This is a genomic window from Leeuwenhoekiella aestuarii (assembly GCF_004104055.1).
GTDB lineage: Bacteria > Bacteroidota > Bacteroidia > Flavobacteriales > Flavobacteriaceae > Leeuwenhoekiella > Leeuwenhoekiella aestuarii.
In genome coordinates this window covers 64,354-81,569 of the sequence record NZ_QOVJ01000001.1, presented here as the reverse complement: position 1 = coordinate 81,569, position 17,216 = coordinate 64,354, and the positions used below count along the sequence as shown (strand labels likewise).

12 protein-coding genes are annotated in these 17,216 nt (G+C 36.0%); 6 read left to right on the top strand and 6 right to left on the bottom strand.

The genetic code is table 11. From position 1 onward, the window contains the following. Positions 1-206: 206 nt before the first annotated feature. The 4 genes from DSM03_RS00375 to DSM03_RS00360 form a co-directional block, all read right to left on the bottom strand. Positions 207-941 (bottom strand): hypothetical protein, encoded by a 735-nt coding sequence (locus DSM03_RS00375; RefSeq protein WP_128763008.1) that lies wholly within the window; start codon positions 939-941, stop codon positions 207-209. Continuing rightward, complete coding sequence (locus DSM03_RS00370; RefSeq protein ID WP_128763007.1) at positions 931-1,221, bottom strand: hypothetical protein; 291 nt, start codon at positions 1,219-1,221, stop codon at positions 931-933. Before DSM03_RS00370 ends, DSM03_RS00375 begins: the two co-directional genes overlap by 11 nt. A gap of 202 nt (positions 1,222-1,423) precedes the next feature. Next, entirely contained in the window at positions 1,424-1,981 is a 558-nt protein-coding gene (locus tag DSM03_RS00365) for a hypothetical protein (protein WP_128763006.1), read from the bottom strand. A gap of 63 nt (positions 1,982-2,044) precedes the next feature. After that, positions 2,045-3,316, bottom strand: a complete 1,272-nt coding sequence (locus DSM03_RS00360; protein ID WP_128763005.1) for a site-specific integrase — start codon at positions 3,314-3,316, stop codon at positions 2,045-2,047. A 459-nt stretch (positions 3,317-3,775) separates the two neighbouring features. On the opposite strand from DSM03_RS00360, the gene DSM03_RS00355 reads away from it, so the two are divergent. Together DSM03_RS00355 and DSM03_RS00350 are read left to right on the top strand one after the other, a co-directional pair. Then, the gene (locus tag DSM03_RS00355; RefSeq protein ID WP_128761395.1) at positions 3,776-6,205 is read left to right on the top strand and encodes a TonB-dependent receptor; all 2,430 of its coding nucleotides are present in this window, start codon (positions 3,776-3,778) and stop codon (positions 6,203-6,205) included. 3 nt (positions 6,206-6,208) lie between these two features. Then, positions 6,209-7,498 (top strand): PepSY-associated TM helix domain-containing protein, encoded by a 1,290-nt coding sequence (locus DSM03_RS00350; protein WP_128761394.1) that lies wholly within the window; start codon positions 6,209-6,211, stop codon positions 7,496-7,498. Positions 7,499-8,164: 666 nt separating this feature from the next. Here DSM03_RS00350 and DSM03_RS00345 read toward each other — a convergent pair. Further along, complete coding sequence (locus tag DSM03_RS00345) at positions 8,165-10,801, bottom strand: alpha-L-rhamnosidase (protein WP_476703239.1); 2,637 nt, start codon at positions 10,799-10,801, stop codon at positions 8,165-8,167. 92 nt (positions 10,802-10,893) lie between these two features. Beyond that, a complete protein-coding gene (locus DSM03_RS00340) occupies positions 10,894-12,579 on the bottom strand; it encodes a hypothetical protein (RefSeq protein WP_128761392.1) in 1,686 nt (561 codons plus the stop codon). 1,006 nt (positions 12,580-13,585) lie between these two features. Between DSM03_RS00340 and DSM03_RS00335 the strand changes: the two genes are divergently transcribed. The 4 genes from DSM03_RS00335 to pyrF all read left to right on the top strand — a co-directional run bounded on the left by DSM03_RS00335 (position 13,586) and on the right by pyrF (position 17,206). Beyond that, entirely contained in the window at positions 13,586-14,317 is a 732-nt protein-coding gene (locus tag DSM03_RS00335; RefSeq protein WP_128761391.1) for a hypothetical protein, read from the top strand. A 134-nt stretch (positions 14,318-14,451) separates the two neighbouring features. Next, positions 14,452-15,165, top strand: a complete 714-nt coding sequence (locus tag DSM03_RS00330; protein WP_128761390.1) for a hypothetical protein — start codon at positions 14,452-14,454, stop codon at positions 15,163-15,165. Positions 15,166-15,285: 120 nt separating this feature from the next. Further along, the gene (gene prfA / locus DSM03_RS00325) at positions 15,286-16,362 is read left to right on the top strand and encodes a peptide chain release factor 1 (protein WP_128761389.1); all 1,077 of its coding nucleotides are present in this window, start codon (positions 15,286-15,288) and stop codon (positions 16,360-16,362) included. A 22-nt stretch (positions 16,363-16,384) separates the two neighbouring features. Next, the gene (gene pyrF / locus DSM03_RS00320; protein WP_128761388.1) at positions 16,385-17,206 is read left to right on the top strand and encodes an orotidine-5'-phosphate decarboxylase; all 822 of its coding nucleotides are present in this window, start codon (positions 16,385-16,387) and stop codon (positions 17,204-17,206) included. Positions 17,207-17,216 lie beyond the last annotated feature (10 nt).

Here is a 17,216-nt window from a genome sequence, read left to right as displayed (position 1 = left end):
TAATAAGCGGCTCTACTTTGCTCATAGGTCATAGGCTCAGCTGAGTTGCCTCTTTTTTCTCTTAAGAGCATTTCTAAATCCTCAATGCTGAGGTGTTCTCTTGCTATTTGGAGGTACGGATTCATAAATTAGATAGAATATGATATTAATTTTTTTAGCATTTACATTTTTAACCTACTATTATATTGAATATCTTAATGAGTGAATTAATTCTTATTTTTTCTTTGAGCCCTCTTGGCTCTTCTCTCGTTTCTCAAGTACTCCTGATCAACTTCAACAGTAACTGTCGTACTGTCTATTGTTAATCTATGCCTGTAGTATGGCAATAAAAAAAGTGCAGAATCAATTTTTTCCAAACCGTTAAATCCAAATTTTATGGATTTATTGTTCATATCGTAGTAAGAATGGATTTCAAACTTTTTTTCAAGGAAATGTACCATACTTCGATATACTTGAAGACTATCTTTGATTCTAGTCGATTCATTTTCAATGCTTTTCAATTCTTGAAGATAAGCTAAGGCAGTGTCTGCTCTGGTTGGGGAGTTGACAATTATTATTGTAGAGTCGTTTTTCTTTTTAAGTGATAGGGATGGGCCATACTTTTTTATATATCCTTTATTGAGAAATGAAAGCTTTCTTAAAGAATCTTTTATTTTGTTTGAATTTTCAACTTCGCTAATGTAAAGATCAATAAATTCGTCAAACGTAAAGGTTTTTCCGTCTACATCGACATTGCAATCTTTTATATATTTAGTTATAGTATTTGAGTATTCTTTAGTAGCTTCTGCAACTGATGAGTCACTAAATTTTAAAGCTTCAATTCTTTCGTCTTTAAGAGTCACCTGGCCTTTTAAATCATTTATGTATTGAGTGTTTTCAATAAATAGAACAATTCCCACTACAATCAAAAACAGCAAAATAATTATTATTCTATTTTTCATTTTTTATATTTTTCAACTGTTCAATGGTTAATTCCATTACACTAGTTTTCTTTAGTAAACCATCCACCATGTAAGAATTGCAACTTGATCTATGCTCAAAAATTTTTTCTTGATATTGCTCGGTAATAGCTAGTTTTTCTCTTTCGCAACTTATTTCCATTAAATAATTTCCACAATAATATCCAATACTAAACAGTCCTGCTATCCCAATTACTACGGCTGAAAGGCCGACCCATTTTTTCTCAAACTCTTTCTTGAAAGATTTTAAACTTTTACCCATTATTAAATAGTTTTTTATGATCTAGTCTTGTGTATAAATGATTAGCTTCAATATTAGTAGAAACTATAGATCAAAACAAAATAAGTTGTATTAATTTGAAATAGTATGATTTATATTTTAATCAGTATCAAAAATTATAACCTTTGAATTGCAATTTAGGGAGGAGTCTAAATACATTATTCAAGATGAGTTTTTTTATTAATTACCAGTCATCACCTGCGCTGTTAATAGCTTCAAATATTCCTGAAACTATCGCATTGAAGTGATTTTCTAAATCTTCTTTTGCTCTGTCAGATTTGAGTCTGTCTTTCTTTCCGTAGATACCCAAATTTGACCCATCCATACTAAATTTAGTCCACACTAAATGTAATACTTGCTTGTGATCTGTAAAGGTAGTCAACTCAAAAGTAGGGGCATCAATCCTCAATTTTCCATCTTTGAACTTTAATATGTAGTTGTAATCCATATCGAATACGTGCATGCCGTTTCTGTGAACGCTATTAGGCGCGTACCCGTCTACTGTTATTTGTTCATTTTCAATTACGCTCAGTGCTTCGTCTGGATTGCTGTATAGCGTGTGAAGATAAGTAAGAGCCTTTTTGTAAACTTGAGCCTGATCTAGTTCCGGTGATTCAATTACTAGATAGTTTTGTTCCGGATCACTGGCATTTACAAATCCTTGAGCGGTAAGTTCAAATTTGGGAGCCTGAGCCGAAGCGCTAAGAGAAAGTAAAATTGCTAAAATGTAGAATGTCTTCATAGTTGATTTTTGTTTGGTGGAATGTAAACTATCTAAGTGTAAAATTTTTACGTCTTTCTGTATTCAAAAAAACTTTGTCATTTCAATAGCTAAATCTTTATTGCTCTTGCCTATGTAGTTTAAGAACATTGCCTCTGTAGAATGTCCAGTTGCATAGATTAGGTAGCTTGTAGGGATGGTTCCATAAAAATTGGTAGCAAAGGATCTTCGTCCTATATGAGAGCTTACCAATTCCCACTTTTCATAAGTTCCGGTTTTCTTTCTGTATTTTTTACTACCTGGTTCAGTCTCCAGTTTTTTGCTACCGGTAACTATTTGATTGATTTTAGCAATTTTGCAAACTTCTTTTACGTAGTCATTATATCTCTGATCGGATATGGCTTTGGGAAATTCCCCGTTTCTTTTCTCAAGTGTTTCTAATACTTTTGGGTGAAGTGGAACAGTCATTACCTTACCGGTTTTCTTTTGAGTGAATTCAATAAAGCTCTTCCCGTTTTCAATTCTTATGTGCTCTTTACGGAATCTCATAAAGTCAGAAACTCTCTGGCCAGTGTAGCAACTTATAATTAACCAGTCTCTCACATTTTCATAACTCTCAGTTAGTTTTTTGGGATCTATTTTTTCGAGTTTCTCCAACTCTTCAAAATTCAAATAGATATTAGGTACTTTATGGTAGCTGCTCTTTATGCTGTCTAATTGGTAACTGGTTTCTAAGCCGTGAAATTTAGCGTGACGGCAAAGTGTTTTGATAGTTCTAAAAGCTCTGGTTATTGTATTGGGAGCATAACCTTTATCTAAACAGTAGGCTTCAAACTTCTTTTTAAAAGAAAGATTGACATTTTTAATAAGGACTTTTGAATTGATCTCTTTCTCATACCTGATCAGAAGATTTTTTGTAACCCGATATTTCCTTTTAGTTCCTTCGGTTAATTCACTTCCTTTCATATCGATAAAAGCCTCGTGATAATTGACTACGTCTTTAGGTAGTGCCTGTTCTTCCTCTTGAGGGCTGTAATAGTTTTTTATTACATTCTGAAGCCATTTCTTATCCAACTCCTGTTCTTGCTCTTTATCAAATGCCTTTAGGATAAAATTAGAAAGCTCATTGGTCTGGCTATTTATTTCAGTCTGTTTGTTTTGGATTTCAATATCTTTTGACCTCTTATTATGAAGCTTGGACCAGTAATGTTTTGAAACTTGAATATTTGTCTTAGAGCCCAAAACAAAGTCTTTAAAACCTTCTGCGTACTCAGGACTGTTAAGCCTATAAAGAAGCCTGACATTTAACGTAGATTCGTCCTTTGTGGATCGGTATAGGAAATTTACAGTAGCCATGGAAAATTGAATTACAATACAAATTTATAAAAATTGTACGGTAGTTGTACGGCTAAATAATAATAAAAACAAAGGTATGCGAATATATGCAAAAACAGGTATTTATTTTAAACCCCTGTATATATTGGGATGAGAGTATTTTTAATGGGTTTTAGTGTCTTGTGTTGATTATGCGTTTTGCATTGATTGTACTCCCTCCGGGGTCACTACTTTAGAAAGAAACCTCCTGTTTTACAGGGGGTTTCACTGTTTTTATACTTTTCTTATTACAATAATTTCACCAAAACAATCAATATAGTAAAAGTGAGGCATTCAAATATTTTGAACTCTATCCTATTATAAAGGGATTACGCTGACTTAGATACAGGCAATTTTAAAAATTTATCCAATAATTAAATGCGCTATTTATATTAAGTCTAAATAAAAGTATTTATGTTTGCAGCTTCAAATTAACAACTAATGAAGACTTATACATTTTTATATCTATTAGTACTATTCAACATAACCTTAGTGTCAGCTCAAGCTACTATGCTGCGCGGTAAAGTAGTTGATCCGGACGGAGTTCCTCTTTTCGGAGCAAATGTTATATTATCTGAAAATTCAGGAACTACAGCAGATTATGATGGTAATTATAAATTCTCTGATATTCCCGCAGGAACCTATACCCTTAGTGTAAGTTTTATGGGTTTTGAGCCTCAGCAAAAGAAAATAGCAATAAATGATCAACAAGAATTAAAAATTAATTTCACCTTGACTCCTTCAAGCGAGCAGTTGCAAGAAGTAGAAATAACCGGAAGAAGCGAGAAATCCTATAAAAACAACCTAAGCTTTGCAGCTACCAAAACCGCTACTCCTATAAAGGGTATTCCACAAGCGGTAAGTTATGTGACCAAAGAAGTTTTTGCCGATCAACAAGCCTATCGGGTTAATGATATCATCAAAAATATCAGTGGGGTCAATATGTATTCGTATTACGACGATTTTACCTTTAGAGGATTTCGTTCTGGAGAAACCTATATTAACGGATTGCGCGTTGTTGGTTTATTTGGTCCGGAGCCTCTTTTAGCCAATATTGAACGGGTTGAAGTGATTAAAGGACCTGCTTCTGCTATGTTCGGAAACTCTATTCCCGGAGGTGTGATGAACCGGGTGACCAAAAAACCTTTGGCACAAGACCGCAAAGCGATCAATTTTACGCTGGGTAGTTTTAATGCCTTACGTACCACCGCAGATTTTACAGGGCCTATCAATGAGAAGAAAACATTGCTTTATCGACTCAATCTAGCTTATGAAAACTCAGACTCCTTTAGAAATCTTCAAGAGAAAAAGTCTTATGTAATTGCACCTTCTATTTCGTTCTTACCTACGGAAAAAACCCGTATCAACTTTGACCTGGTTATTACAAATTTTGACGGTAAGTTAGATCGGGGACAACCTATTTTTGGAGCTACTTCAGGAAGTGATATCTATTCAACACCGGTTTCTTTTGCAATTGGTCAAACCAGTGATTTTCATAAAACAGATGTAGTCTATTCTACACTTTCTTTAAACCATCAGTTTACAGATAATCTTTCTTTTAATGCTTCGTATATAAAGTACGTCGCTCAAGAAGATTTGGAGGAACACCGTACCTCTAATCAATTCGCTTTAGATGCCAATGGGGATCCGATTCCAACTTTGATGGGAATGCAAGTGATAACCCGAAAGGGACAGACTATAGCTGACAACTTATCTTCCTACTTTGTTTATAAAGCAACTACCGGAGCCTTAGAACACAAACTGGTTGCCGGATTTGATTATAACGAACAAAAACAGCCCGTAGGAAATGCGCAGTCTTTTGCTAGAGGCTATTTATTACAAGGTGGCGGTGCATCTTCGAGCGCAGCTGATTTTGCTAACTTTTTAAGAGATGAAAATGGGAACCCTGTGCCTAATGTTCCGCATTTTGATTTGCAAAACCCGACCTACAATGTAGCTCGATTAAGTGATTATATATTTATTAATTCCCCTTCAGACCCTACTAAATATTATTCTTACGGGATCTATATTCAGGACCAGATTAGGTGGAATAAATTTCAGCTTTTGTTAGGGGGAAGACAGGAATACTATAATGATATATCCAATTTTGATCAGCCTGATGAAGAAACTACCACCCAGCATAAATTCCTGCCCCGTGTTGGTCTGGTCTATGAAGCAACTCCTGCTATTAATCTGTATGGAACCTATACCGAGAGCTTTCAGCCTCAGGGTGTAGCTGCTTTAAATAATCCACAAGCGGGAGGTCCCTTTGATCCAGTTACCGCCTATATGGTTGAAACCGGTGCAAAAGGAGAGTTTTTTAATAAGCGCTTAGCAGCAAATCTTGCGGTCTATTTTATAGAAAATAACAATATCCTCGTGAATGCTAATGACGCGATCAACCCCGATTTACTAATACAGAGAGGTCAGGAACAATCAAAAGGAATCGAACTGGATATTAACGGTCGTATTTTACCTAACCTGAGCCTTACTGCAAACTATGCCTATAACGATGCCAGGATAACTGAAAGTGATAACCCGGAAGAGATAGGGATGCGTAAAGAAAATGCACCGCTACACCAGGGGGGTATTTTTGGGAAATACACCTTTACCGGAAAAAACTTAAAAGGTATCGGTATTACCTTAGGTAGCAATTTTGTTGGTAAGCGAAACACAAGGGAGGATAGTTTACAGCTTCCTTCATACGTGGTAGCAGATGCAGGTGTTTCGTATAAAGTAGATAAATTCAATATCCGCTTTTTAGTCAATAATATTTTTGATAAAACCCATTGGGTAGGTGGCTATAGTTATACGCGTTTATATCCCGGAACGCCCCGGAATTATTTACTCAGTGTGGGCTATACGTTCTAATATATGAAATTAACTAAAAAGCTTTTTTTTAATATTCATAGCTGGATTGGTATCCGCTTAAGTATTCTCTTTTTTATTGTTTGCTTTTCGGGAACGCTCGCTACGCTAAGCCATGAGATGGACTGGCTGTTCAACCCTACGATGCGGGCGACACCACAAAAGGAATTAGCCTCCAGAAATTTAATTGTTTCCAACTTTAGAGAACTATATCCCGATGCCAAAATTCAATTGTGGATGCGCCCACCTGAAAGGTACTTATGTGATATTATCTATAAAATTGAAGATGATAATTTGAGCTACGTCTTTGCAAACAGATACACAGGTGAAATTCAGGGAGAGTCGGCGTTGACTATTCAGCGCTTTTTTAGGGATCTGCATTATTACCTGTTTATTCCATTTCAAATAGGAAATTTCGTAGTCTTGTTTTTTGGGTTTATGTTGCTTATATCACTAATTACCGCGCTTTGCTTTTATAAAAAATGGTGGCATAAACTCTTTGAGCTGCAAAAAGGGAAAGGAGCATTGGTGTTTTTTAGAAGTATGCATAGACTGGTAGGTTTATGGTCTATCCCATTTAGCCTTTTATTTTCCATTAGCGGAATTTGGTACTTTATTGAACGTGCCAATATAGCCGGGATTGGAGAACAGGTTAATCCCAAGCCCACTCAAATAGGCAGCACTGACGAGACAGAGGCTCCTGTTAATCTTACCTATGCTATAGATTATGATAACGCGGTAGCAATAGCTGAGGAAACAATACCAGGATTGGTTGCTGGCAATTTGTATGTACCTCAAAAGTCTGGTGATGTGTTGGGTATAGTAGGCAACAGTACAGTACCTCTTGTACGTCAACGTGCAAACCGGGTTTATATAGACCCTCAAACGCAGGCTGTTATTTCTGCTCAGAAAGCATCAGAAATCAGTACTGCAATGTGGATTAATGATAGTGTAGACCCGTTACATTTTGGGTATTGGGGAGGACTGATAACCAAGTGTATCTGGTTTATTTTTGGATGTGGAATATCATCTCTAATTCTCAGCGGAATATGGATTACCTACAAACGAAAAAGCATCAAGAGAAAGAAAAGTGGAAAACCAATAATGGGGAAATGGCGATTTGTTAACTGGGGATTATTTGCAGTGTTTATAGCCTTTATGTATGGAGCCCTCATTACCCGATATCATGTGTCAATAGCAACCCATGTATATATCAGTCTGGGTTGGATGATCTTTGTGTTTTTAAGTTGGTATATTTTTGAAAAGCGACTGAAACAGGTAGTTGAGAGAGATTGATTTTAAGTGGGCTTACCCCATTTTTTAATTTGAAAATAAAACCCTCAATAAACTCAAGAAGAGGTCTGTCTTCAAGAGACAAATTAGATTCTACTAGAAATTTTATAGTTTTTCGTTGCTTGGATTATTTTTGCTGTCGGTACCAAAAAAGTAAAAACAATACTCCATTTAGTTTTTCTCCTATCGTATTTCTTAAAATTTTAAAGGCCTTGGTTAAATGGGTCTCTACATCCTTTATAGAGACATTTAAATGTTCGGCTATTTCTATTTTTGTAAGCCCAACTTACCTGCTTAGTAAAAAGGTTTGTTTGCATTTTGGGGTAAGTTTTCTATATCGAGCTTTACAAGTTTTCCAAGTTTTTCAAACAAATTGTTGGAGTCTTGCTCTATGGAAGCTTTTAGGATATCTATATGAATCTTTTCAAAACAAAAACCAGGCGCATTTTTCAATATTGCTCTATAGAACTGTTAACTGTTGGAAATAGATTTGTACAAATAATTTTTAAGGTTAATATGGCTCTTTAGCTTCTGGTGCCTTTTCCATATTTTAATAAACACATTTTGAACGATGTCTTCTTATTGGTCTTTGACACCAATAAGACTATATATAATTGTACAACTAAGCGTTAAATTTTTTGTTTCAGGTACAAATACTTTTTTTTACTATCATTCCAAATCAACTGTATTTAATGTAAACGTATACGATCCTCCATTTACTGTTTTTGTCTCCTTAGGTAATACAATTTTAGCACTACAACTCGCCGGAATGGTAACTTTAAACTTAATTTTTTTACCTGTGCGCGTCCATTCTGAAGTAATTAGCCCGTATTGCGATTTGTAACTGGCTTTAACAAAATCCAATTGAGGAATGAACGCAGGTTGAATATGGATCTCTTTAAATGCAGGAGTCTTTTCAGCTTTGGTAATTCCGGCTAAGGTTTTATACATCCAGGCTGCTATAGCTCCCATTGATGGGTGATTGCGTGATGCATCACCAATATTGCGATTGATATCCCAGGTTTCATATAAACTGGTCGCATCTTCTTTAAGAACCCAATTTCCCCACGACGGCATATTTTCCTGTGTCACCATTTTAAATACTGTCTCGGCATAACCATAATTTGATAACACTTCCGGAACTATGAGACTGCCTATAAAACCATAATCAAGATAGTAATCATTATCTTTTATCTTCTTGTTTAGATTCTCGGCTAACTGACTTTCATATTTTTTGGGTACTAAATTCATATAAAGCGGCAGCGCATAAGACAATTGAGTTTCATTAGCGTATGCCATTTTTCCTTCATCAAAAAACTCATTATTGATGATTTTTTTTAAGTCTTCTGCTTTTTTCAAATATTTTGCTTCATCGGCATTCTTTTCTAAAATATGAGCCATTCTTGCCATTAGTATGTTATCCCAATAGTAGTATACAGTAACCATGAAATCGGTAGAAGTTTCAGCTTTATAATACAGCCAGTCTCCCAGTCCGGAGCTTAGCAATCCTTTCTCATTTTCTTCAGTTTCCAAATAATTTAGATACTTCTGTGCACTTGCATAAATATTCCTGACACTCTCTTTATCTTCATAGTAGTCATATAGGTTCATGGGAACTATAAAAATGGCGGCATCCCAAATAGGTCCTGCCCAATCGGAATTCCATTCATGTGAAGTAGGAACGATACCGGGCATATTACCCGTATCCTCTTGAGCATCTACCATATCTTTGACCCATTTCGCATAAATAGTATTGGAATCATAATTAAGCATACCAGCTTCCTGAACCATAAAGCCATCGGCCATCCAACCATTTTTTTCACGGGTAGGACAATCTGTAGGCAGGCTATAGAGGTTACTTAAATACGAATTTTTACAGATAGCGAGTATTTTGTTCAGCAATTCGCTAGATGATGTAAAGCTGCCTATTTCATCTACATCGCTATGCATTTTTATTCCCTGCAGATGAATATTTTCCTGTGGAATAGGATGATCGCTTGTAATTTCTACATATTGAAAACCATGATACGTAAATTCAGGTTTAAAGACTTCTTCTCCTTCTCCCTTTAGGATATAAACATCAGACTGTATAATTTCACGTTCATTTCGGGGCCTTAAATGCATATTGATATTTCGTTGGTCGATATTTCCACTAGAGTCCAGCATCTCTGCGTGGCGCAGCATCACGCGGGTTCCTTTTTGACCTTTAATCCTGAATTCTGTAATACCAGCAGTATTGATCCCCATATCATATACGTAACACGTATCATTAATTTTGGTTACCGAAACTGGAGCATATCTGTCTGTTTCAGCAATAAGCGGCATTTTTTGACTCTCTATCAATTTAGCAGGAGCATTTGCCAGGGTTGATTCTTTCCAGGACTCCTTAAAATTTACAGTATTCCACCCTGGCTGCTCTAAAAGGGCATCATAGGTTGTTCCCACGTGGATGTTATCAAAGCGTACCGGTCCTTTATTGGTTTTCCAGGAAACATCACTTTTTATTACTTCCTGTTCACCATCTGAATAGGTTATCAATACTTCGCAAAGTAGCTGTGGGCGTTCTCGCCAGGGGGCTAAATGAAAATTCCAAACAGTTGGCGTTTGCTCATTAAACCAACCATTACCTAGTTGTACTGCTATACAATTAGCTCCCTTTTGAAGTGCTTCCGTCACATCATAGGTATTGTATAAAATTCTTTTACTGTAATCGGTAAACCCGGGATTTAATGAGCTTTTACCTATAATTTCACCATTCAGATACAGTTGGTAATACCCCAGTCCACTTATGTAACACCGTGCTTCTGCAATGGGTTTTTGGGCATTAAATACCGTTCTAAAACGAGGGGAAGGCTCAAATTCTTTATCATGAGTATCTGTTATCCAGGAACCTTTCCAGTCTGAGGAAGCCATTTTTGCAGTTTCAAACCAGGTAGGTTCTGAAACTATTTTTTCCTGGGTTGTCCAGATTTCTACTTTCCAATAATAGCGTTTATGAGCCATTAATGGTGCACCATCATAGTATACAATTTGATCATCAGCTTTTACCTTCCCGGAATCCCAAACCAGTGCAGAATCTGTATTTAATTTTTGAAGTGAACTAGCTACTACGATTCTATAGGCTTGTTGTTGCTGCGGCTTTTTTGAATTAATTTGCCACATTAGCCTTGGCTTTTCCAGGTCTATTCCTAAAGGATTAGACAGGTATTCGCACTGTAATGAAACTAAAGGCTGCTTCTTACAAAAAGATTTTAAGGGTAGAAAGGCAATTAATAAAGCAACGAATAACTTATCTATTTTCGGCATTATTTTATATTAAAATTAGGTTTAGAAGTTGCAACTCCTAAAAATGATAAACTGTTTAGTTCTATTTAACAGCTAAACGACGATGCGTATACCTACTGTTTAAAATTCAGTTTTATACTGTTATCCTCGGGATAGATTCTAAATACTTCATCAGCTACAGGCTTTGAAAATTTTCCTTTTAAAGTAGATACCGTATAGGTTTTTCCCTGACTTAAAGATTCTATTTTATCGTCTTCAATACTTTGAAATGGAAGATCATTGGGTTTGGCAACAGTCAACTCTAAGAACCAATCTAGAGATTTTCCTCCCTCAAGTGTAATCTGGGTTTGATCTTCATCAATTTCCATTTTAATAGTTCCGTTGTCATCTTGAAGAGGCCAGAGGACTTCTAATTTACCATCTTGTGGGTTTGTAATGATTGGATCTTCTCCTTCTAACGAAATTATCTCACCATTTTTTTCCTGATTAAACCGAAGTCCGGCCAATTTTTGAGCGGTGCTCCATAGGTAACCATCAACAAAAGGCTGTGTAAAGAATAATGCCTGATTAGATTCTAGTTTGTTTTCCAGATAGCTTGACTGAATGCTTTCATCAAACAAATGAATATCCCTAAATCGTAGCGTATTGTCCTCCCAAAGTAGATTTATACGATAGTTTTTACTGTTAAACCAAACTGTCTTTTTCTTTCCATCCTCATAATCCGTATTTACGGTGACAGAAGTCGCTGGAGTGACTTTAAAGTTTTCTTTAAACCAGGCCCCTGTTTCGGCAAGTGTTTCAACCTTGATTTTTCCTAGATCCCTTAATTTTGCAAAAAGTGGCATCTGGTATTCAAAACCCTGTTTTACATCTTTCCAGATAAAGGAATTTTCCTGTCCTACCTGAACATAGGCATACTGCATAGATTCACCGTCCACAAAATTTTTCATATACCAGTCTACCCATGGCTCACTTCCTCCAGATCTCGGGTATACAGGCTCCATAGAGATAACCCCTTGTCTGTCGTGCTCAAGCCCTGTATCGTACTGGTGGATAGGGTCACTGCCCAGCATCCTAAAAATGGGAACGGGGATTTGATTTTCGGCATTTTGAGCGGGCATATACGAATTAAGTTTACTGGGATAATACGCCTGATTCCAATAACCACCCCAAAGGGTGTACCCGTCTGTACCATATTGATCTTTACAGTTTGCAGAAGCTATAATGTCATACTTCTCATACATATAATTCAGTGTATGTGCATCGATAAACCATGAAGCCACAGATTTTGGATAGTACCCAAAAATCTTTTTAAAATCTTCCATGTAAACATCAACTAGTTGCTCTCTTTCTTTTGGAGTGTAGCCCGTAGAAAAGCCTACATCAGGATGCCAATCCCAGGGGAAACGTCCTCGCCATTCCAGCCCCGCTTTTTCAACAAGGGGTTGTGGGATTTCCCACCATGCTCCAATCTCAAAAGAGTCTACAGGTAAACCTTTTAAAAGTTCCTGGTAGTGTTCATCTATCAAGGCATCATATTGCAGGAGAAAAGTACCGCCTAACTGATATTGGCGCATGATTTCAACCTGAGATTTTGTGGTTTCAAAAAGAACCTCTTCGGTTATTGCCTCATCACGAGGTTCGATGTCGCGAATAAAGTTTATAATGTTTACAATCTTGGGTATATTGGTCTCTTCATTTAAAACAGTTTGAGAATCAGGTTCCTCTGCCTTGGTTTTACACGCGATGACACAAAGAAGTGTAAGAAAGCAAACGGTTAATTTTAAGTATTTATGCATTGTAATTAATGATTTAGCTTTTATGTTTTTATAGGACTATTTATTCCATTTTTCATCCAAAATCCAATTAACACTTGGTTCGATCCACTGTTTTTGTGTACTTTTATTATTAACACCAAAACCATGGCAGCCCTTAGCATATATAGATTTTACAGGAACTTCATGTTCTCTAAGAGCAACATATCTCAGCGTAAAGCTTATACTGCACACTAAACCAAACTTATAGTATTGGTGTTCCATTTAGACAGGAAACTCGAATCGAAATCTGTATCAGTACCGCTATTTCTTTCTTTTTCTATGTCGTTCATCTCTACAAACTAGTATCGTTTATATCACATACAACTTATCAACTGATCGTTTAGTTGGGAAATAGTTTATTATTACTTAGAATATAAGTAAAACGTTTTAGTTATTATGTCGTTCCTCACAATATTAAAAACCTAACTTGGGTATAGTATCCTGTACTTACCTGTTTAGGTCTGAAAAAATCCAATAAAAGTGATTGTTTACAATGAGCTCAGATCCTATTCTCTCACTTTTTTACATAACTTATCTAAGTTTCACTCCGGTTACTGATTGTAAATAAATGTTGAATGTTATCGCGAATCACAGAATTTCACGAAAAGAATAAATAAAACCTAAAGAGTACTTAGAAGAAGTATTTCAGAATAGTTTGAGCCTTCTTTATTTTTTGACGCTCTAATTATCAAGCACTTTTCTTGTGAGCAGATTTTCGTTATCAACTTTAATGAGCGACACGGTGAGTTAATTTAAGGTTGTTTTAAAACTTGTTCTAATCTATAAAGAAAAAGTTGTTAGCTTTCTTTTGAAGAGAATGTCGAGAATCGCAATCTGAGTGAGTAGCTATAAAGAATCTCTCCCGGATAACTGATTAAATCCACAATTGAGTTTTTAATTCGATTGTGGATTTTTTGTTCATTTAGGTATAATTAACAAGGAAAAATATATCTTGTCAATATTATTGCTAATCTATTTAAAAAAGATTTTGAAGTTTTTTAACATCAATGGGGGCAAGGGTATTTTTACGCTGGTTTTTCTAGTCTTACTTGTAAATCTGATTTCGGTTTATTTCTACGATTTGCACGTTATGCGTATTGTAAGATTTGGGTCAACGTTTTCATTTATATTGGTTTACTTTTACTTGGTTAAAAACCAAAATTTATGGGTCACTTTGGCTTTGTTTTTATTGGTGTGTAGAGATTTTGCGCACATCTTTTTTGAAAGTGATTGGGGTACAGAACTGTATTTATTTTTTGCAGGTTTGAGTTATACTTTATTCTGTGTAGAGCGCATTCCTTTTGTTAGACTTTCGGGTTTTAAAAAATCATCTCTTCTATTTGCGGCATTGCTTACCTCAGGAAATATCCTTATATTATATATCCTATCTGGATTTGTTGAGGGACAGATGCAGGATTTATTAGAGCTTCCTCTTTTTTATTTTTTGGGATCATCGCTAATAGTACTTGTTTCATGTGCTTTTTATTACAATTTTGTCTTGAACAGTAACCGCTCTCTGTATTTTGCACTTATGGTCTTTGGGTTCATATTAGCAGATATCAGTGCTTGTTTAGCTTATTATAACGAGTTTGATGAATTGTGGTATGTAGATCGTTTTTTTTACGCTTTGAGCTTGGGATTCCTTATGAGTTTTACAATAGATACCGAAGGATTACGTACAGAGCAGGAAGATATCAAAATACTTAAAGACTCCTTTTGAACGACACAAAAAACCATTTTTTAAACGACTATTTTCTTAGAAATTACGAGAAAATAATTCTCGATTTTAGTTTGTAAAATTTTACGTTTCTTTAGGATACCCAACTTTTCTGTTTCTTTTAAAATTAGAGGAGTATGAAAGGCATTCAAAATAAAGATTTAGAACGATTTCAAATGCTTTTTGCGATTGGATTGGGTCTTGTTATTGTTAATTGTTTGGCAGTACTCTTTTTTCCTACTTTCATCTCGAGAATGTTAAGATTTGTGAGTTCCACTTTATTAATAGGCTTCTTTGTGTTTTCTTTTCCCAAACAAAGTAAGGTGTTGATGCTAGCACTTATTGCTTTTTGGTTAAGAGATATTGCAGCTATATTTTATGAAGATAGTCTTATTTCCTTAGGATTTTTTATTTGTGGCGGTATAGCTTACTTCTCTTTGTTTTTTAGGCAGCTTAAAAATCTTTTGCGTTTTAAACTAATGACACCCTCTATTGCAATTACAGGCTTTGTGGTTTTAGCATGTTTCGGAATGCTGTATAGTCTGGAGTCTGTTTTAGCTATGCAAGATCATGAGCGTAGTCTAATTTACTATTACTATTTTTTGGGGATAAGTATTGTTTTCTCACTTCTGCTTGCTATCTATTACTATTATCGGTTGGGAAGTTTGCGAGCGTTGCTCTTTTCTTTTGCTGTATTTTCATTTACCATTTCTGATATTGCCGCTTATCTAGGAATTTATCTGGAAAACTATTTGTTTTTTTTGATCACGCGGATATTTTATTTTGCTGGTTTGTTAGTGCTCATGAATTTTGCGATAGCGCAGCATGGGGATCAATATGAAAATACCTAAGAGTAGGTTATGGTTAGCATTAATATTTGTGAATTTTCTTTTGCTGCATGTTATACATTGGGTTAAATAGCTCAATAAACCTTTATTTTTGTGTAAATTCGCAAGCAATTAAAAATTCACATGCTAGAACGATTAAACTTTATAAAACAGCGCTTTGACGAAGTAAGCGATCTTATTATTCAACCCGATATAATAACAGATCAGAAGCGTTATGTAGAGCTCAATAAAGAATACAAAGATTTACGTGCTCTTATGGATGAGCGTGAGAAATATATTCAATATACACAGCAAGTAAATGAGGCTGAAGAGATCATCGCGGATGGTAGCGATCCGGAAATGACGGAGATGGCAAAACTGCAGCTTGAAGAATCTAAAGAAGCTTTACCGGCGCTTGAGGAGAAAATCAGATTTATGCTTGTTCCTAAAGATCCTGAAGATGCTAAGAACGCCGTCATGGAAATACGAGCAGGGACTGGTGGTGATGAAGCGAGTATTTTTGCAGGAGATCTGTATAGAATGTACATGAAATACTGCGAGAGCAAAGGTTGGAAAACGAGTACTATAGATTATAGCGAGGGAACCAGCGGCGGTTATAAAGAAATTCAAGTTGAGGTAACCGGCGATGATGTTTATGGTACTTTACGTTTTGAAGCAGGAGTGCATCGGGTTCAGCGTGTTCCACAAACCGAAACCCAAGGTCGTGTGCATACCAGTGCAGCAACAGTCATGGTTTTTCCGGAAGCAGAAGAGTTTGATGTAGAAATAGATCCTAAAGATGTACGTATAGATTATTTCTGTTCATCTGGTCCAGGTGGTCAGTCGGTAAACACTACGTATTCAGCGGTGCGTTTAACACACGAACCAACAGGACTTGTAGCACAATGTCAGGATCAGAAATCGCAGCATAAGAATAAGGAAAAGGCGTTTAAAGTATTACGCTCTCGTCTTTACGATATGGAGCTTGCCAAAAAGCAAGAAGAAGATGCTGCTAAGCGTGGGTCTATGGTAACAAGTGGTGACCGTAGCGCAAAAATACGCACGTATAACTACCCTCAGGGACGTGTTACCGATCACCGTATCAATCTTACCTTATACGATTTGTCAAATATTATAGATGGAGATATTCAGCGGATAATTGATGAATTGCAATTGGTGAGTAATACCGAAAAACTAGCTGAAGGAGGAGATACGATCTAAACTTCAAAAAAAATATTTCTACGTGGACGCCAATACCCTTTTTGAACAAATTAAAAAAAAGCAATCTGTACTGTGTGTGGGTCTGGATACTGATTTAGAAAAAGTACCTCAACACTTGCTACTGGAGGAAGATCCTATTTTTGCTTTCAATAAGGCGATAATAGACGCAACACATCACGTTGCTGTTGCATATAAACCCAACACAGCTTTTTACGAAGCATATGGTATAAAAGGGTGGCAGTCTCTAAAAAAGACGATAAATTATCTGAATGATAATCACCCTGATATTTTTACGATCGCAGATGCAAAGCGTGGAGATATAGGGAATACTTCTAGCAGATATGCTAAAGCTTTTTTTGAAGATTTAGGCTTTGATTCTGTAACCACAGCACCTTATATGGGTAAAGATTCTATTGAGCCTTTTCTAGCTTTTGAAGGAAAATTTACAATAATGCTGGCACTGACTTCGAATCCAGGGGCTCTTGATTTTCAAACTCAAAAAGTAGGAGCAGCCGAATTGTATAAAAAAGTACTGGAAACTTCAAAATCTTGGGAAAACAGCGAGCGACTTATGTATGTAGTGGGGGCTACAAAGGCTGAATATTTAGCTGAAATACGCCAGATAATACCGAAAGCATTCTTGCTCGTACCTGGAGTAGGTGCGCAAGGTGGAAGTATGGATGACGTCTTTAAGTATGGAGCTACTGAAACTGCGGGTTTACTGATTAATTCTTCAAGAGGAATTATATATGCTTCTGCAGAAAAGGATTTTGCCGAAGCTGCTGCTGCTGAAGCTGAAAAGTTACAGCGACAAATGGCTGTGCACCTTAAGCAATTGAATTAAACCATTAGCT